General features: G+C 43.0%; 16 protein-coding genes and 1 tRNA gene. 11 read left to right on the plus strand and 6 right to left on the minus strand.

The features are described from left to right. Positions 1-217: 217 nt before the first annotated feature. The 4 genes from NMU02_RS13490 (at position 218) to ubiE (ending at position 5,487) form a co-directional block, all read left to right on the plus strand. On the plus strand, positions 218-2,422 hold the full coding sequence (locus NMU02_RS13490) for a sodium-translocating pyrophosphatase (protein ID WP_255028494.1): 2,205 nt from the start codon (positions 218-220) through the stop codon (positions 2,420-2,422). Between the two features lie 224 nt (positions 2,423-2,646). Then, complete coding sequence (locus NMU02_RS13495; RefSeq protein WP_255028495.1) at positions 2,647-3,657, plus strand: PhoH family protein; 1,011 nt, start codon at positions 2,647-2,649, stop codon at positions 3,655-3,657. 63 nt (positions 3,658-3,720) lie between these two features. Continuing rightward, complete coding sequence (locus tag NMU02_RS13500) at positions 3,721-4,671, plus strand: phosphoribosylaminoimidazolesuccinocarboxamide synthase (RefSeq protein ID WP_255028496.1); 951 nt, start codon at positions 3,721-3,723, stop codon at positions 4,669-4,671. Positions 4,672-4,746: 75 nt separating this feature from the next. Next, a complete protein-coding gene (gene ubiE / locus NMU02_RS13505) occupies positions 4,747-5,487 on the plus strand; it encodes a bifunctional demethylmenaquinone methyltransferase/2-methoxy-6-polyprenyl-1,4-benzoquinol methylase UbiE (protein ID WP_255028497.1) in 741 nt (246 codons plus the stop codon). Between the two features lie 3 nt (positions 5,488-5,490). Here ubiE and NMU02_RS13510 read toward each other — a convergent pair whose 3' ends face one another. Further along, positions 5,491-5,880 carry an A1S_2505 family phage non-structural protein gene (locus NMU02_RS13510; RefSeq protein WP_255028498.1) on the minus strand — a complete coding sequence of 130 codons (390 nt, stop codon included), beginning with the start codon at positions 5,878-5,880 and terminating at the stop codon, positions 5,491-5,493. A 239-nt stretch (positions 5,881-6,119) separates the two neighbouring features. Here NMU02_RS13510 and NMU02_RS13515 point away from each other — a divergent pair. Next, a tRNA-Arg gene (locus tag NMU02_RS13515) sits at positions 6,120-6,193 on the plus strand. Positions 6,194-6,351: 158 nt separating this feature from the next. Here the strand turns inward: NMU02_RS13515 and NMU02_RS13520 are convergent. Continuing rightward, entirely contained in the window at positions 6,352-7,224 is an 873-nt protein-coding gene (locus NMU02_RS13520; RefSeq protein WP_255028499.1) for an arginase family protein, read from the minus strand. 239 nt (positions 7,225-7,463) lie between these two features. After that, positions 7,464-8,747 carry an NCS2 family permease gene (locus tag NMU02_RS13525; protein ID WP_255028510.1) on the minus strand — a complete coding sequence of 428 codons (1,284 nt, stop codon included), beginning with the start codon at positions 8,745-8,747 and terminating at the stop codon, positions 7,464-7,466. Between the two features lie 132 nt (positions 8,748-8,879). Between NMU02_RS13525 and NMU02_RS13530 the strand changes: the two genes are divergently transcribed. Continuing rightward, positions 8,880-10,163 (plus strand): M64 family metallopeptidase, encoded by a 1,284-nt coding sequence (locus NMU02_RS13530; RefSeq protein ID WP_255028501.1) that lies wholly within the window; start codon positions 8,880-8,882, stop codon positions 10,161-10,163. Between the two features lie 283 nt (positions 10,164-10,446). Then, on the plus strand, positions 10,447-10,692 hold the full coding sequence (gene rbp / locus NMU02_RS13535; RefSeq protein ID WP_255028503.1) for an RNA-binding regulator: 246 nt from the start codon (positions 10,447-10,449) through the stop codon (positions 10,690-10,692). An 89-nt stretch (positions 10,693-10,781) separates the two neighbouring features. Here the strand turns inward: rbp and NMU02_RS13540 are convergent, their stop codons facing one another. Beyond that, positions 10,782-11,669: an AraC family transcriptional regulator gene (locus NMU02_RS13540; RefSeq protein ID WP_255028504.1), complete on the minus strand. Its 888-nt coding sequence runs from the start codon at positions 11,667-11,669 to the stop codon at positions 10,782-10,784. Between the two features lie 163 nt (positions 11,670-11,832). On the opposite strand from NMU02_RS13540, the gene NMU02_RS13545 reads away from it, so the two are divergent. Genes NMU02_RS13545 through rhaD form a run of 4 tightly spaced genes read left to right on the plus strand, consistent with a single transcriptional unit; the run spans position 11,833 to position 16,458 of the window. Beyond that, positions 11,833-13,314, plus strand: a complete 1,482-nt coding sequence (locus NMU02_RS13545) for a rhamnulokinase (RefSeq protein ID WP_255028505.1) — start codon at positions 11,833-11,835, stop codon at positions 13,312-13,314. Between the two features lie 32 nt (positions 13,315-13,346). Beyond that, entirely contained in the window at positions 13,347-14,606 is a 1,260-nt protein-coding gene (locus tag NMU02_RS13550; RefSeq protein WP_255028506.1) for an L-rhamnose isomerase, read from the plus strand. A gap of 4 nt (positions 14,607-14,610) precedes the next feature. After that, the gene (gene rhaT / locus NMU02_RS13555; RefSeq protein WP_255028507.1) at positions 14,611-15,633 is read left to right on the plus strand and encodes an L-rhamnose/proton symporter RhaT; all 1,023 of its coding nucleotides are present in this window, start codon (positions 14,611-14,613) and stop codon (positions 15,631-15,633) included. A gap of 24 nt (positions 15,634-15,657) precedes the next feature. Next, entirely contained in the window at positions 15,658-16,458 is an 801-nt protein-coding gene (rhaD, locus tag NMU02_RS13560; RefSeq protein ID WP_255028508.1) for a rhamnulose-1-phosphate aldolase, read from the plus strand. A 176-nt stretch (positions 16,459-16,634) separates the two neighbouring features. Here rhaD and NMU02_RS13565 read toward each other — a convergent pair whose 3' ends face one another. Beyond that, a complete protein-coding gene (locus NMU02_RS13565; RefSeq protein ID WP_255028509.1) occupies positions 16,635-17,342 on the minus strand; it encodes a DUF1566 domain-containing protein in 708 nt (235 codons plus the stop codon). Between the two features lies 1 nt (position 17,343). After that, positions 17,344-18,254: DUF4906 domain-containing protein (locus NMU02_RS13570; protein ID WP_494337087.1), on the minus strand; the 911-nt coding region annotated here is incomplete at its 5' end.

The following is an 18,254-nucleotide window of genomic DNA, read 5'->3' on the forward strand; positions in this document are numbered from 1 at the left end:
TACATTAATTGTCTGGTCGATATTGCTTTTGGTGCTCACTTCAGGGGATTCATCGGCCCAGCCTCAGGAGGACAGAGGAGAAAGCACATATTCATTTCGATAAAAATATATTTATCAGCAGAATTTAACGATTACTTACTAAATTTTCACATTTCAAAAAACGGTTTCTGACATCAAATCAGTACATTTAGGCAATTAACTTTAAATAAAAAATTCTATGGAGAATATTCTGTTCTGGCTGGTTCCTTCAGCCTCTATATTGGCATTATTATTAGCATGGTATTTTTATCATCAGATGATGAAAGAAAGTGAAGGTACGGCTACAATGCAAACCATAGCCTCCCATGTACGAAAAGGAGCTATGTCTTATCTTAAACAGCAATATAAAATCGTAGGACTCGTATTCTTAGGATTAGTCGCTTTTTTCTCTATTCTCGCTTACGGTTTTAATCTGCAAAATTCCTGGGTTCCCATCGCATTCCTCACCGGAGGTTTCTTTTCGGGATTATCCGGATTTTTGGGAATGAAAACGGCGACTTACGCATCTGCCCGTACGGCAAACGCCGCCCGCACCTCATTGAATAAAGGATTACGCATCGCATTCCGAAGCGGTGCGGTGATGGGACTTGTCGTCGTTGGTCTGGGTCTGCTCGACATATCGTTCTGGTATTTGATTCTCAACGCAGCTATTCCCGATGATATACTCAATCCGTCGGCCAAACTTTGTATTATCACTACAACGATGCTTACCTTCGGAATGGGGGCATCGACACAAGCTTTGTTCGCACGTGTCGGCGGCGGTATTTATACGAAAGCGGCTGATGTGGGTGCCGATCTGGTAGGTAAAGTAGAAGCCGGCATTCCGGAAGACGATCCCCGCAACCCGGCCACGATCGCCGATAACGTAGGTGACAATGTAGGAGATGTAGCCGGTATGGGCGCCGATTTATACGAATCTTACTGCGGATCTATATTAGCGACAGCGGCTTTGGGAGCAGCCGCCTACATCGGGACAGACGACATTACCCTGCAATTTAAAGCGGTAATAGCACCCATGCTGATTGCCGCAGTAGGGATTCTGCTTTCGATCATCGGCATATTTTCGGTTCGTACCAAAGAAAATGCCGGAATAAAAGAGTTACTTCGCTCCCTCTCATTCGGGACCAATTTGAGTTCTATACTCATTATATTGGCTACTTTCGGTATTCTTTGGGCGTTGCAACTCGATAACTGGATAAATATATCCTGCGCTGTTATTATCGGATTACTCGTAGGTGTGATTATAGGTCGTTCTACCGAATATTACACATCGCAATCTTATAAACCTACACAAAAACTATCCAAGAGCGGAGAAACCGGCCCGGCTACAGTTATCATATCGGGAATCGGATTAGGAATGGTTTCTACAACGATTCCCGTACTGGCAGTAGTTGCAGGCATTATCCTTTCATTCTGGATTGCTGCCGGATTCGATTTCACCAATGTATCGATGGGTCTTTACGGAATCGGTATCGCCGCCGTGGGTATGTTGTCTACTCTCGGAATAACGCTGGCAACCGACGCTTACGGTCCTATTGCCGATAACGCCGGAGGCAACGCTGAAATGAGCGGACTCGGAGAAGAAGTACGTAAACGCACCGACGCCCTCGATTCATTGGGCAATACAACCGCAGCCACCGGAAAAGGATTTGCAATAGGTTCGGCAGCGCTTACCGGACTCGCTTTGCTGGCCTCCTACGTTGAAGAAATACGTATCGGACTGACCCGTATGGGTGAAACCGTTCTGACGACAAGCAACGGTACGATTATCGACATACACAACGCCGGATTTACCGATTTTATGTATTATTACGACGTAACTCTGATGAATCCAAAGGTACTCTCCGGTATGTTTATCGGGGCCATGATGGCTTTCTTATTCTGTGGTCTCACCATGAATGCGGTAGGCCGTGCCGCCGGACATATGGTAGATGAAGTGCGAAGGCAGTTCAGAGAAATAAAGGGAATTCTTACCGGCCAACAAGAACCCGATTATGCCCGCTGCGTGGCCATATCGACCAAAGGAGCGCAAAAAGAAATGGTATTTCCTTCTCTACTGGCCATTATTGCACCTATATTTACCGGACTTGTTTTCGGTGTTCCGGGAGTAATCGGATTGCTCATCGGCGGTCTTTCGTCGGGTTTTGTACTGGCTATTTTCATGGCAAATGCCGGAGGAGCCTGGGACAATGCGAAAAAATACGTCGAAGAAGGTAATTTCGGAGGGAAAGGGAGCGAGGTTCATCATGCAGCAGTCGTGGGTGACACGGTGGGTGACCCGTTTAAAGATACGGCCGGACCCAGCCTCAATATACTCATTAAACTCATGAGCATGGTTGCTATCGTAATGGCCGGTCTCACCGTCGCCTGGAGTATTTTCTAAAATGAAAGCCCTCTTTTTTTACCTCCCCGGTATTTATTTTATTTATAAATGCCGGGGAGGTCTTTTATCCGGAAAAGCAATCGCCGGAAATTATTTTATTTTGTCGAAAAATGCATTTTATAAACCATAATGATTACCTTTGCCATGAAGATCCTGAGAAAGGTCTGTATCCTGATAATAAATTGAATAATAAATAGATATAAGAATATTGGTTTCCATCGCGAATGATTGAAAGAATAATAATTTTAGACAATATCGACCCGGTTGTATTTTACGGAATAAATAATTCCAATATGCAACTCATCAAAAACTTATTTCCCAAACTTCGTCTCGCCGCACGAGGTCACGTCATTAAAGTCATCGGTGATGAAAACGAAACCGCCGTATTCGAACAAAAGATCAAAGAACTCGAGAAATACTGCGCCGAATACAATATTCTCAATGAAGAAGTCATTATCGATATTATAAAAGGAGATACCCCTACAGAGATTAAACAAGAAAACCTCATTATACACGGAGTTAACGGAAAATCTATCGTTAGCCGCAACGAAAATCAACAGAAACTCGTAAATGCATTCCGGGATAACGATCTTGTTTTTGCACTGGGGCCCGCAGGATCGGGCAAAACATATGTCGCCATCGCTTTAGCGGTAAAAGCACTGAAAAACAAAGAGGTAAAAAAAATCATATTAAGCCGGCCGGCGGTAGAAGCCGGAGAAAAACTGGGATTTCTTCCCGGAGATATGAAAGAAAAAATAGACCCTTACCTACAACCGTTGTACGACGCATTACAGGATATGATTCCTTCGGCTAAACTGAAAGAATATATGGAAGGAAATGTAATACAGATCGCCCCGTTGGCCTTTATGAGAGGGCGTACACTTAACGATGCCGTAATCATCCTCGATGAAGCGCAAAATACCACACCCCACCAGATAAAAATGTTTATGACCCGACTGGGAACGAACGCTAAAATGATCATTACCGGAGACATGACCCAAATCGATCTTCCCACATCTCAGGTTTCGGGATTGGTACAGGCCATTCACATTCTGAAAGGAGTACAGGGCATCGGTAAAATAGAGTTCAGCAAAAAAGATATCGTACGCCATAAACTCGTACAGCATATTGTAGAAGCTTATGAACGTTTCGACGAAAAACAAAAGGAAATACGCCGGAACAAAACAGACAAAGACTCTCGCACAAAGACAGAACAAGACAGTAGCGATAAGTAGTACTATATAAAGCAAAAAGTAAAGGATCTCATAAATTTTAAACACAATATAAGTATTACAGAAATGAAAAATGCTTTAATAAGAACAGATTTCAACTTCCCGGGACAGGTGGGAGTTTATCACGGAAAAGTACGCGATGTATATAACATCGATAACGAATTACTGGTAATGGTAGCCACCGATCGTATTTCGGCCTTCGATGTTATTTTGCCCGAAGGTATCCCTTATAAAGGACAAGTACTGAATCAAATCGCGTCTAAATTCCTCGATGCGACAACCGATATCGTTCCTAACTGGAAGATTGCCGTTCCCGATCCTATGGTAACCATAGGTGTACGGTGCGAACCTTTTAAAGTTGAAATGGTGATCCGCGGATACCTCACCGGGAGTGCCTGGCGCGCATACAAGGCCGGAGAAAGAACACTTTGCGGTATTACTTTACCCGATGGTATGATTGAAAACCAGAAGTTTCCGACCCCGATCGTAACACCGACTACCAAAGCTGATGCCGGTCATGATGAAAATATCTCTAAGGAAGAAATCATCGCCCAGGGTCTCGTATCGAAAGAAGATTACGAACAGCTCGAAAAATATACACAAGCCCTTTTTAAAAGAGGTACCGAGATGGCTGCAGAAAAAGGACTCATTCTTGTAGATACCAAATATGAGTTCGGGAAAAAAGACGGAAAAATAATTCTCATCGACGAAATACACACTCCCGATTCTTCTCGTTACTTTTACGCAGACGGATATGAAGAACGACTAGCAAAAGGGGAGGAACAACGTCAGTTATCGAAAGAATTTGTTCGCCAATGGCTCATACAAAACGGATTCCAGGGAAAAGACGGACAAAAAGTTCCTGAAATGACCGAAGCATATTGCAATAGCGTTTCGGATCGTTATATCGAATTATACGAACACATCGTAGGTGAAAAATTCACAAAAGCAGACGGCAACAATCTTGCCGCACGTATCGAAAATAATGTAACTGAATTCCTGAACAACAGAAAATAAAATATCCCATGCAGGAGTGTAACCTTGTATGATTGCACTCCTGCTTTTTCACCCAATAACCCGTTATTGCCGATCATGAATAAGTACAAAACAGAGAATATACTTCCTTATAACGAGAGCGAAAGCAAAAGTACTCAGGTACGAAAAATGTTCGACTCGATCGCCCCGGCATACGATAAACTCAACCGAATCATGACTTTCGGGATCGACCGCCGCTGGAGAAAAGAAGCTGTAAAGATACTTTGTTCGTACGCCCCTCAATATATCCTCGATATAGCGACCGGTACCGGTGATCTGGCATTTTTACTCAACCGTTCCCTCCGTCCCGAAAAAATCATAGGAGCCGATATTTCGGAGGGTATGTTGGAAATTGCACGGGAAAAAACAAAAAAATACGGATTCGAACGAGATATGAAATTCGAATGCCAAGACTGTCTTTCTCTTACTTACGAAGATAATACCTTCAACGCGATTACCGTCGCTTACGGAGTACGTAACTTCGAAAATCTCGACAAAGGTTTCAGCGAAATGTACCGGGTACTGGCACCTGAAGGCATATTGATGGTCATAGAATTATCTACTCCGCAAAAATTCCCGTTAAAACAATTCTACAATTTATATTCCCGTTACTTCATTCCTTTTGTAGGCAGCCTCATTTCGAAAGACAAAAAAGCATACACTTATCTGCCCAAATCGGTTGCAGTTGTTCCTCAAGGCAAAGAAATGCTTAAAGTTTTTCAAAACGCCGGGTTCAAAAATACCCGATACAAACAGATGACCTTTGGTATTTGCACGATCTATGTAGGGGAAAAATAATTTTTAACCTGTAATATTTTCCCAGAAAACACGAGGAAGACATATGTTATCTAAATCTACTGCACCCTCAAATAACGGGGCTATCTCTACCGGTGAAAAACCGGCTATTCCACATCCCACAGGTGTTACAAGAAATTTCATCTCCGAATGTTCACGGGCAAAAGCGATAAACCGGTCGACATACGGTTTTATTTCTTCAACCGTACCAAACATAGTAGGTATAGCGTAAGTATTCCCTTGCAAGCCTTCGCCCTGCCCCCACTTTGCACCCCAACGACAAGCGGTATGGGCAGCTCCGCCGGCATGAAATCCATTCAGGTTGCTTCCGAATACAAATATCTCCTCCGGATCGAGTGCCGTAATTACCTCTTCCGTTATCCTTATATTTTTCATATTACAGATTTTATATTAAAGATACCCTTTTAACGCATACCGGCAAACTTTAAACTCATTTTATCCATATCGAACAAATTAAACAGGTTCTAAAACTATGCCTTGCGACTTTATTTTTTATCAAAGATATCCTTCTGTATATTAAATCTAAAAAAGAAACGATTATACTTTTACCTGTTTTTTTTTGACAATTACACATTAAACACTATCTTTGCATCGCTTTTTCACAAAAGCAGGCCGGTCGGGTAGCTCAGCTGGATAGAGCAACAGCCTTCTAAGCTGTGGGTCGAGGGTTCGAATCCCTCCTCGATCACAAGACGGAAAGCAGTCGAAAATTCGATTGCTTTCCGTCTTTATTTACCTGTCTTCAACAAAGCAACGGGAATTTACGATACAAAATAAATCTGAAAACAGCGACTTGATTAAATCGATCTTATAAAACATCTAATACAGTACACAAACTACCGTATTTTATTCTTTCAACAACGGTAACCGATCGAGCATATTTTTCAATTTAATAGCGATACGAGGCATTGGCTCGGCAATTGTCAATCCTACCAAATCATATTTCGAAGCGATATCATTTATAATTCTGACGGTTTCCTCTATTTTCAATCCACCCGGCTCAACCCCTACACCGGCAATAATTTCAGCCGGATCCAACGCATCCAGATCGAAATGCACGACGGCTTTTGAAACTCCTGTATCTTTTAGCCATTTCATAATAGCCGAACTATCTACCGCCACCTCAGAAGGAGACAGGCTTTTTATGCCCAATTCTTTTTGCCTTTCTTTTGTACCGCCCTCTTTTTCCCAAGCCCTCAATCCGACAATCAATACTTTCGCAGCATCTACTTTTGCCGGTAAAAGACTCATAATTTTTTTATCACCTATCCCTAAACATGCCGCTAAAGCCATCGCATGATATCCCTTATACTCATCATAAGGGAAATTTATATCGGGATGAGCATCGATCCAGACAACCGCTATATCATCGGGATACTTTTCGGCCAAATAGGTAAAAGGTACTACACTTACCGAACACTCTCCCCCCAAAGTAACTATTTTATCAGGATCACTTTTCCGTAACTCCGATAAAGCCGCCTGGGTCTGCTCAAGGATAATATCCCGGTCACAAACTCCATCCACAACCGTTCTTTCTCCAATCTTTAAAGATACCGGAACTTCAACTGTTTCCAGAGAAGTCTCAGGAGACAACATATCCAATAATTTCGCCCCCCAATAATATCCTCTCGAAGCATCTTCAGCCGGAATATCGGGCATCCAATGAGCAACTACTCCCCCTTGCCACTGAGGATAAATCAATCGAATCGTTTTTCCCATACTCTTATCTTTAATTTTAAATTATCCCGTTTATTCGAGAATAGACAGTAAAATTATAAAAAACGGTCTCTTACAATATAAAACACATTATAAATTATATTTACTGTCTTTATACGTCTTATATCACTTTCTTTACTGTTAATGAAAAAGTAAGGAAATTTCTTTGCTTTTTGTAACGTATCCACTTGTAGTAAAAAAACAGGAATGCCGTTCGTTTCACAAAACGATCTTTTTAAATATTACAAAATATATTTCAGTGTAAACAAAAGGGCCATAATATACATAGGCAAAGTCAGTTTTTTACGCTTACCGCACAAAAGATTAATGAGAACATAACTGATAAGCCCCAATACGATACCGTCGGATATACTATAAGCCATAGGTATCGTAATTATACAAATAAAAGAAGGGATGGACTCCGAATAATCATCGAGATCGATATCTTTGATAGGCGACAGCATAAACAACCCTACCAATACCAAAACAGGACAAGTGGCCGCTCCCGGTATGGATAAGAACAACGGAGAAAATAATAACGCAATAATAAATCCGGCAGCCACCGTAAGGGCTGTCATTCCCGAACGTCCTCCCTGTGCTACTCCCGATGAACTCTCGACATAGGTAGATACCGTACTGGTACCCAACATAGCCCCGAGTGTAGTACCTACGGCATCGGCCATAAATGCTTGTTTCGCATTCGGAATCTTTCCGTCTTTCATCATACCCGCACGGGTAGAGACGCCTACCAGCGTACCTATCGTATCGAACATATCGAGAAATAATAAAGTAAATACGGTAAGTCCCATTTGCGGGGTAAATATCCCGGAAAAATCGAATTTAAAGAATGTGGGTGCTACCGAAGGCGGCCAGTCGAGGATCCCTCTATAATTCGTTACCCCCATAGGGATACCGATAAGTGTTGTTACCAAAATACCGATAAGAAGGGCTCCCTTAACTTTCCGAATCAACAGTACCGATACAATCACAATTCCGATCAATGCAAGCAACGGCGAACTCGAAGTAATATTTCCCAACGAAACGAGTGTAGAATCATTGGATGTTATAATCCCGGCATTTTGTAATCCTATAAACGCGATAAACAATCCGATACCCGCGCCTATCGCATTTTTCAGAGACATCGGAATCGCATTTACGATCGCTTCCCGTAAATTCGACAACGTAAGCAATATAAAAAGAATCCCTTCGATAAGCACGGCTGTAAGAGCAAACTCCCAACTATTTCCCATTCCCAGGCATACGGTAAAGGCGAAAAACGCATTCAAACCCATACCCGGAGCCAATGCAAACGGTAATTTAGCCCACAGCGCCATTATAAGCGTCGCAATTATCGAAGATACAGCCGTAGCGGTAAATACGGCTCCTTTATCCATTCCCGTAAGAGATAAAATCGCCGGATTAACAGCCAGTATATACGACATCGTCAAAAAAGTAGTTATACCGGCCAGTATTTCGGTACGTACTTTCATCGTAGCGGGATCAAACCCCAGCAATCTTTTCCACATCATCTTTACAAGTTTTTCAATCTGTAAAATTATAAAAAACGAGTCGTAACGATACAAAAACGGGGTACAATTTATGCTCTCTTTCTTATACCTCTTATTTTACTATCTTTGCAGTATCTAATTACCATTACAATGAAAAAGAGTTTAACTATACTGTCATTTTTTATATTTGTCATAACGGTTTCCGGACAAGATTTCGATACTTATTTTCAAGATACCACCTTGCGAGTCGACTATCTGTTTTCAGGAAATATCAAACAGCAAAAAATCAGTCTCGACCATTTATCGAGCATTCCCTGCTGGGCAGGACGCCGGCACAATCTCGACGCTTTACCCTTGGAAGGAAACGGACAAATAACCATGAGAGACATTGCTACAGAAGAAATCATTTATCGCATGTCGTTTTCATCTCTTTTTCAGGAATGGTTAACCACCGACGAAGCCAAGCGACTTTCTAAAGGATTCGAGAATACATTTACACTGCCCTATCCCCGGCGAACTGCCGAGATATGCGTTACGCTAACCGATAACCGGGGCAAAATTGCCGCTTCTCTCACGCACCTTATAGATCCGGCCGACATACTCATCGAAAAAAAACAGAAAAGCCCCTCGCATCCTTTTAAATATTTGTTGAAGAACGGAAGTTATAAAGATTGTATCGATATCGCCATTTTAGCCGAAGGCTATACCGCCGCCGAAACTGAATTATTTTATAAAGACGCCCGAATTGCCTGCGACAACCTATTCTCGCACGAGCCTTTTAGCAAAATGAAAAAACGGTTCAATGTCATCGCCGTTGCTTCAGCATCGGATAATAGCGGTGTAAGTACTCCCCGTCACAACGATTGGCGCAATACGGTATTCGGATCTCACTTCGACACATTTTATTCTCCACGTTACCTGACGACAAAAAATGTAAAAACCGTACACGATATTTTAACCGGTATTCCGTACGAACACATTGTCATTCTGGCCAACACCGATGTATATGGAGGTGGAGGCATATATAACGCATTCACGCTTACCTCGACACATCATGACCAGTTCGGCCCGGTTATAGTACATGAATTCGGACACAGTTTCGGAGGACTGGCCGACGAATATTTTTACGAAAACGATATTTTTTCAGAAAGTTATCCAAATGACACCGAACCTTGGGAACAAAACATTACCACCCTCGTAGATTTCGGAAGTAAATGGAAAGATATGCTTGCCCCCGGCACTCCCATTCCCGATAAATACACCCCAAAAAACGGAGACTGTCGTACTCTGGGGATATACGAAGGAGCCGGCTATTCGGCTAAAGGAGTTTACCGCAGTACTCCCGATTGCAGAATGAAAAGTAATGAAGCCCGGGAATTCTGTCCCGTATGCCGTCGAGCCCTCGAGCGTTTGATTCTTTTTTATACCGAATAATATTTTCCCTTTTATCGGGATTTAATCACTCAAAAAGGAAATTATATGTTAAAAGAAAGGTATAAAGCATAAATAACTCCTTGAAAATAAAAAAAAACGAAGAAAATAACAAACAGGTCAAATAAAATGCCGTAATTTACACTCATAAACAAAAAAGTTTATTTTGTTCTATCTCTTCCGTGTAACTGCCCGAATCAAAAAAAGGGTTTTCCATTGTCGAAACTGACCTTCCTAAACTTGATTGTTTCAATTTATTTTATTTATTTATTTTATTTTTTTTCGTATGAATATTTACATTGGAAACCTGAACTACAGTGTTCGGGAAAGTGATTTGCAACAAGTTATGGAAGATTACGGTACTGTAATTTCAACCCGTCTGATCATGGATCGTATGACAAACCGTTCTAAAGGTTTTGCCTTCGTGGAAATGGAAAATGACGATGAAGCCCACAATGCTATCAAAGAACTCAACGGCGCAGAATATGCCGGACGTCAGATGGTAGTTAAAGAAGCGACTCCCAGACCTTAATTATTTCACTTGAAGTATACAGGTTAACGACCTGACAAAAAAACCCGATATGCCGCATGCACATCGGGTTTTCTTTTTATCTTTTGTAATTATCTCGAAAAACGTTCCTTAAATTCGCTGGCTGTCATTCCCTCCATTTTCTTAAAAAAGACAGAAAACTGGCTCACTGTGGTAAACCCCAATGTATATGCTACCTCGGTAACAGTCATTGCGGTATTTCCTAACAACTCTTTGGCTCGCGCCAACCGTTGCTGCATTTGATATTTTACGGGAGACATCCCCGTATATTGTTTAAATACCCTACGGAACCAGGAATAACCCATACCTACTTCCCGGGCTATCTCTTCGAGAGAAACCGGTGTATCTACCGTTTCCCTCATTATACTGCGTGCCTTATTCAACTTGTCCACCAGAACACCATCGGTATAAGAACAATTCTGATCTTTATAATAAACGAGCCCCAATAAATGCAGTACAATACTCGAAATCAGTTGCTGATATCCGCTTTTTTCCTCTTCGGCATACCGCAAAATACGGTCATACAATCCCATAATCGTATCGCTGATACCGATACGGCGTACCGGACAATCTTTCGAAAAGAAGCCCTCTTTTACCCGATTATCTATATTCACTCCTCTAAAACCTACCCAATACTCTACCCAGCCCGTATCTTTATCGGGTTTATAAGTATGCCACTCTCCGGGGAAAAGCTGTATCATCGTACCCGCCGTAACTCTTACCTTACGACAAGACTCCGAAGCGAAATAACCTCTCCCTTCGACAATATACACCAGTTGGTATTCATTCAGGATGCGTCCCTGAAACTTAAAATTATATTTATCGGGGTGTCGCAATACAGGATAATCCGCCCCCGGCAATACGGTTTGGTAACCGACCGTCGTACACACAATCCCCCATCTCTCGTCATCGTCATTTATGGTAAGATATTTCAATAAATCTTTACGACCTTTTCTCATTTACCGTTTTTTATGCCAAAAATGTAAACAGTTGTATCAAATCTACAAACGAGTTTTACTCTTATATATCTAAGTTTGTATGGTAAAAATACAGAATAAAAATGAGCCGTACAACCGGTGTCATTTTTATTATTTCATAAATCATCGATTTTAACGAGTACGCATGAAACAACACACGATGCTTGCCTTCGATCTGGGAGCTACCAGCGGTCGCGGAATTATAGGAACTTTAAATAATAACCGACTCGAAACCTACGAAATATCTCGATTCCCGAATCGTGTCATAAATATACACGGTAAATTATACTGGAATTTATTGTCGATCTTCGAATCTATGAAAGAAACGTTGGCCGAATGCGTCCGCAGGAAAATACCAGTAGATTCGATCGGGATCGATACATGGGGGGTCGATTTCGTTTATCTGGGGAAAGACGGCTCGTTGCTTTCCATGCCCCGCGCCTACCGCGATCCCTATACCGAAAGAATACCCGAGCAATATTTTACGCACATTCCACGAGAAGAAGTTTACCGAATAACCGGAACACAAATCATGAATTTCAATTCGGTTTACCAGTTATACGCCGCCCGGAAAGAAAACTATGCCCCTCATCTGCACGCCGACAAAATATTGTTCATTCCCGATGCTCTCGCCTATCTGCTAACGGGAAAATGCGTTTGTGAATATACGATCGCCAGTACGGCGCAATTACTGAACGCCCGTTCCCGTGAAATAGAACCTGCTCTGTTACAACCGGCAGGTATGGGAAAAGACGTATTTCCCGGCATCGTTTTCCCGGGAGAAAAAATAGGACTGCTTTCCGAGCTCATCTCTCGGGAAACGGGATTTCCACGCGTACCGGTTATCTCGGTGGCCGGACACGATACCGCCTCTGCCATCGCTGCCGTTCCGGCGCAGGATGAAAAATTCGCATACCTGAGTTCGGGTACCTGGAGTCTGATGGGGATAGAGTTGGAAGAACCTATCATTACCAAAGATTCTTACCGTATGAATTTCACCAATGAGGGCGGCATCGAGGGCACGATACGTTTCCTGAAAAACATAACCGGCATGTGGATATTGGAAGAATGCTTAAAAATATGGAAACGTAATGATAAGCCATACGATTACGAGGAAATCATTCTTATGGCTCAGAAAGAAAAACCGTTCCAACGCTTTATCGATCCTGATTCTCCGACATTCGCTTGCCCGAAGGATATGCTTAAGGCGATTGCTGAATATTGTTCGGAAACGGGACAACTTCCTCCCGAAAATGGAGCGGAAACCGTCAGGTGTATTTTCGATAGTCTGGCCATGAAATACAATTATGTGTTGGGGCGTCTCAAAAAATTCGCTCCTTTCCCGATCGAAAAACTACATATTATCGGAGGCGGCGCAAAAAATCCGCTTTTAAATCAGTTTACCGCTAATACTACCGGAATACCCGTTATCAGCGGGCCGGCCGAAGCTACGGCTATCGGCAATCTGCTGTTACAGGCTAAGGCTTTAGGATTAGTAGAAAACCGGCATGACATGCGCAGAATCATACGCAACGGAATCCGAATGGAAACATTCATGCCCGTAGAAACCGATAAGTGGCAAAAAGCTTACCGGGAATTTCTGAACATCACCCGGCTCGAAGAATAATATATAAACTATAATTTCATAAAACAATGACTATGAAAAACAAAGAATTCGTTACTAAAGCCTATGAATTAGCCAGGAAAAGATATGCAACCTTAGATATCGATACCGAGAAAGCTATTGAAAAACTACAAAATATCCCCTTGTCTCTGCATTGCTGGCAAACCGATGATGTAACCGGCCTCGAACATACTGAAAACGAATTGAGCGGTGGAATTCAGGTAACGGGGAACTATCCCGGAAAAGCCCGCAATATCGAAGAAATACGAAACGATCTGGTAAAAGCCGCTTCTTTTCTGGGAGGCAACCATCGTATCAGCCTGCATGCCAGTTACGGAGACTTTAAAGGAGAAAAAGTCGACCGAGATCAGATCGAGCCCCGGCATTTTGAAAGCTGGATGAAATGGGCCAAAGAAAATAACCTGAAACTCGATTTCAATTCCACCTCGTTCTCCCATCCCAAAAGCGGAGAACTCACCCTTGCCAACCCGGATAAATCGATACGGGATTTTTGGATCGAGCATACCAAAAGATGTCGCCGGATCGCAGAAGAAATGGGGAAATATCAGGGATCTCCTTGCGTTATGAACTTATGGATACATGACGGATCGAAAGACAGTACCGTAAACCGGCTTAAATACCGGAGTATTCTGAAAGATTCTCTCGATGAAATATTCTCGGTACCCTACTCCAACATGATAGATTGCATCGAAGCAAAACTGTTCGGGATCGGTGCCGAAAGCTATACTGTAGGATCATACGATTTTTATTTGGGATACGGGGTAAAAAACAATAAAAGAGTCACTCTCGATACAGGACATTTTCACCTGACTGAAAGCGTAGCCGATAAAATTTCTTCTTTGTTATTGTTTACTCCCGGTATCATGTTGCATGTAAGCCGTCCGATACGCTGGGATTCTGATCATGTAACCATCGTAAATGACGATACACTCGATCTGGCCCGCGAAATCATCCGTTGCGACGCATTGGACAAAGTAAACATCGGTCTCGATTATTTCGACGGTTCTATCAACCGCATCGGAGCTTATGTCATCGGCTCACGCGCTACCCAAAAATGTTTATTGCAGGCGTTGCTCGAACCGCTGGAACAATTGAGGGAATACGAAGCCGATCACCGGTATTTCGAACGGCTGGCACTACTCGAAGAGGCCAAGTCATTACCCTGGAATGCCGTATGGGATTATTTCTGCCTGATAAACAATGTACCCGTCGGAGAAGAATATATTGCGGAAGTGTGCAAATACGAAGAGGAAGTAACCGGTAAACGACGATAAAAAAATGAATACTATTATCGGACTGATTATTATCGCTGTCGGAAGCCTGGGACAATCCAGCTCGTACGTACCCATTAAAAAGATAAAGAAATGGAGTTGGGAAAGTTTCTGGCTCGTACAGGGTATTTTCGCCTGGCTCGTATTTCCTTTTATAGGGGCATTACTGGCCATCGACATCGATAAACTTCCGGACATAATTTTGTCGGGAAACTACCTTAAACCTATTGTATATGGGATGTTATGGGGGATCGGCGGACTTACATTCGGTTTGAGCATGCGTTATCTCGGAGTGGCACTCGGGCAGTCGATCGCTTTAGGTACATGTGCCGGATTCGGAACGATTTTACCGGCAATCTGGTCGGGAACCGATCTCTGGCATGGTCAGGGACTTATTCTCCTCATCAGTGTATGCATTACCCTTTCGGGTATCGCTGTCATCGGATATGCCGGCAGCCTCCGCTCTAAAGATATGCCCGAAGAAGCGAAAAAAGCCGCCATAAAAGACTTCGCACTTACCAAAGGATTAGTGGTTGCATTACTGGCCGGTATTATGAGCGCCTGTTTCAGTCTCGGTCTCGAGTCGGGTGAAGAAATACGTCTTACCGCAATCGCTAACGGTGCAGGAGAACTGCTTGCGTTAAACCCGGTAATCTTATTGGTAACCTTAGGCGGTTTCGTCACAAATGCCGTATATTGCATTTTCCAAAATCTAAAAAATAAGACCGGAAAAGATTATTTTTCGGTATCGGGAAGCACTCTATTATCGAATCTGTTATTTTGCGCTTTAGCCGGGCTTCTCTGGTATTCTCAATTTTTCGGATTAGGCATGGGAAAAAGTTTTTTCAGCGACTCACCGTTGCTGCTCGCTTTCTCCTGGAGTATACTCATGTCGCTGAATGTCATTTTCAGCAACATGTGGGGAATCTTTTTAAAAGAATGGAAAGGGGTAAAACCCCGGGTAATAGGCGTGCTTATAGCCGGGCTTGCCTTACTCATTTTTTCAGTCATTCTACCCAATTTATTTTAAACCTATTTATTCATCGAAAACAATATGATCTTACATCGCAACGACAAACTAAAAAATCAACTCGACGAAATCGCCGAGATCGCCTCATACTTATGGACAAAAGGGTGGGCCGAACGAAATGCAGGAAATATATCGATCGACATTTCGGAGCTTATTTCTTCCGAAGATAAAAAACTTCCTCCCTTGAAAAGTTATGCTCTCCCCCGTTCCTTACCCGAACTCGGAAATCATTTTTTCTACGTTACCGGAACAGGGCGCCGCATGCGGGATGTCGCTAAAGACCCATTATCGGCCGGTTCGGTTATTCGTATCTCTTCCGATGGGAGTACCTACGACATTATCGGCGAAAAAGAGATAAAACCCACTTCGGAACTACCCTCGCACCTTTGTATTCATCGAACATTTATAACAAAGGGAACGAAGAACCGACTCGTTCTTCATACTCACCCCACCGAACTCACCGCTCTTTCCCACATCAAAGAATTCCGGTCGGAAGAGAATTTGAATAAAGTATTATGGGCGATGCATCCCGAAACCTTCATCGTCGTTCCTCACGGTCTCGGATTTATTCCGTATGAAGTACCGGGAACGCTCGCACTCGCGGACATGACCCTGAAAGGTCTCGAAAACCACGATTTCGTAGTATGGGAAAAACACGGGGTACTGGGAGTAGGTGAAAATCTCGCGGATACGTTCGACCTCATCGATACCCTCAACAAATCGGCACAATTATATTTACAGGTACGTATGAGCCGGTACGAACCCGAAGGGCTTACCGACGAGCAGATAAAAGGGCTTATCGAACCATTCGATATAAAACTCTGACATCCGTTTTATCTACTCCTGTCATTCTGATCGATAGCCGTTTCATCCTGAATGGAGTGAAGGATCTCCCATGTACGTTACCTCGGTTAATTGCCCTACTGTCGCTAATGCCGAGGGAATATCACCCTTTTCGCATTCCCGTGTCATCCTTCGGCTCTGCCTCAGGATGACACGGCTCAGTAGTCGCTGATACAACGTGACTTAATCCTGTCTATTTTAGACCGAGCCGATGTCGTAAAAGGATGATCATTATTCAATACAAAAGGATTATTATAAAAATCTACATAAATTGCCATCCTACCAGGACCTCCGTCTCCGAAAGCCGACTCAGTCGAGGCAAAACGAGAACCCGATAAAGGAGCGTTAGGATAGATAATATTGATCCCATCCATAAGAACCCACATTAATTGCAATTCACGTTCTGTGGGCAATCGCCAGTGACGACCACCCGTCGTCAGCCCACGACACCCTCCTGTCGAGGGATTCACAAAATCGGCATTGAGATTATCTTTGTTGCCATTATCTTCAAAACCAGATGCCTCTGCCCAAGTAGGAGTGCCCGAAAGATCATCCGGTGCTACGATAAACCGCGCCGAAACCCGACTGTTGATATTTCGGTTACCCATATTACCTTCACGTTCCCGATGGCGAATAGTTGCTCCATTTTTAGTGAGGACTGTTCCTAAAGGCCATATAGCACTTTCGGGCATTCCATTAGTATAAATAACAGCAACGGGAGCATTAAAATCTGCTATCACCTCTTTGCACACGTACTGCGCAGCCATGTCTGTAAAAAGACACAACCACATTCCCGTACCACATAATCCTACTCTATAAAATTGAGCGAACCGCTTCATCTTTTTCATTTGAATGAATTCTTTCATTTCAATAATTTATCTGACGTACAGCCCTTACATAATTTCTTCCGCAAACACCTCTTGCATAAACTCCTCCATATGAATCAATCATATAAGCTGTCGAATAATCGTGGGCGGAAGATGACCAATAAGACGATGACATATCCTTGATAAATGCCTCGCCCGAAATCCATATTCCTGTCATTTCCATAATTGAAGGCCAATACCAGTCTGTAGGCTGATAAATCTCCAGGATACCGTCATACAAGCCCTTAACAATGCAATAGGCAGGAATAAATAACTCGCTTTTAAAATAATAACAAGTATTTAAATATCCGTCAACTAAATTATTGTTTGTAACTAACGCTGGAAAGGATATCTCACAATGTTCATCATAAAAGTATGGCATATTATTTATATTATCTGTCGGTTTAAAGAACTTACTTATATTAGGAGCATCTTCCGGATACACCTCTATTCTATTGGCATACCGCCATTTCACGGCATCGTTCGCATTTACTGAGACTTCAGTTCCTGCCGCGTTCCAGGCCTTCATTCCGCCCCCGAAATAGCCGGGGATGAGTTTTACCACATGGGGGTCTTCGTCCGACACGCCTTTCAGCCGGATCGTATAATTCAGATGATAGTTCCCCGGCAGGCTGTAATTCTCCGCGAAATTCAATCCCAGATTGATCTGGTACGTCACCATGTCTTTCATAATCGTTCCACTCATTTTTTTACCCACAATCTGCAGGCAGGTACTCCCCGCAGGGGCGTTGGGACGGCGGTCGTAAAACGTCGTGCCCGGAACGTCCGGCTGCAGGTTTACCGGAACATACGCCGAGAGCAACGGCAGGTCGTCGTTGTTCTGGATCGTATACAGAATGTCGGTATAATAGCCCCCGGTGCCCAGGTCATCCGCACTCGGAAATATCGCTT

Source organism: Coprobacter tertius (assembly GCF_024330105.1).
Taxonomy (GTDB): domain Bacteria; phylum Bacteroidota; class Bacteroidia; order Bacteroidales; family Coprobacteraceae; genus Coprobacter; species Coprobacter tertius.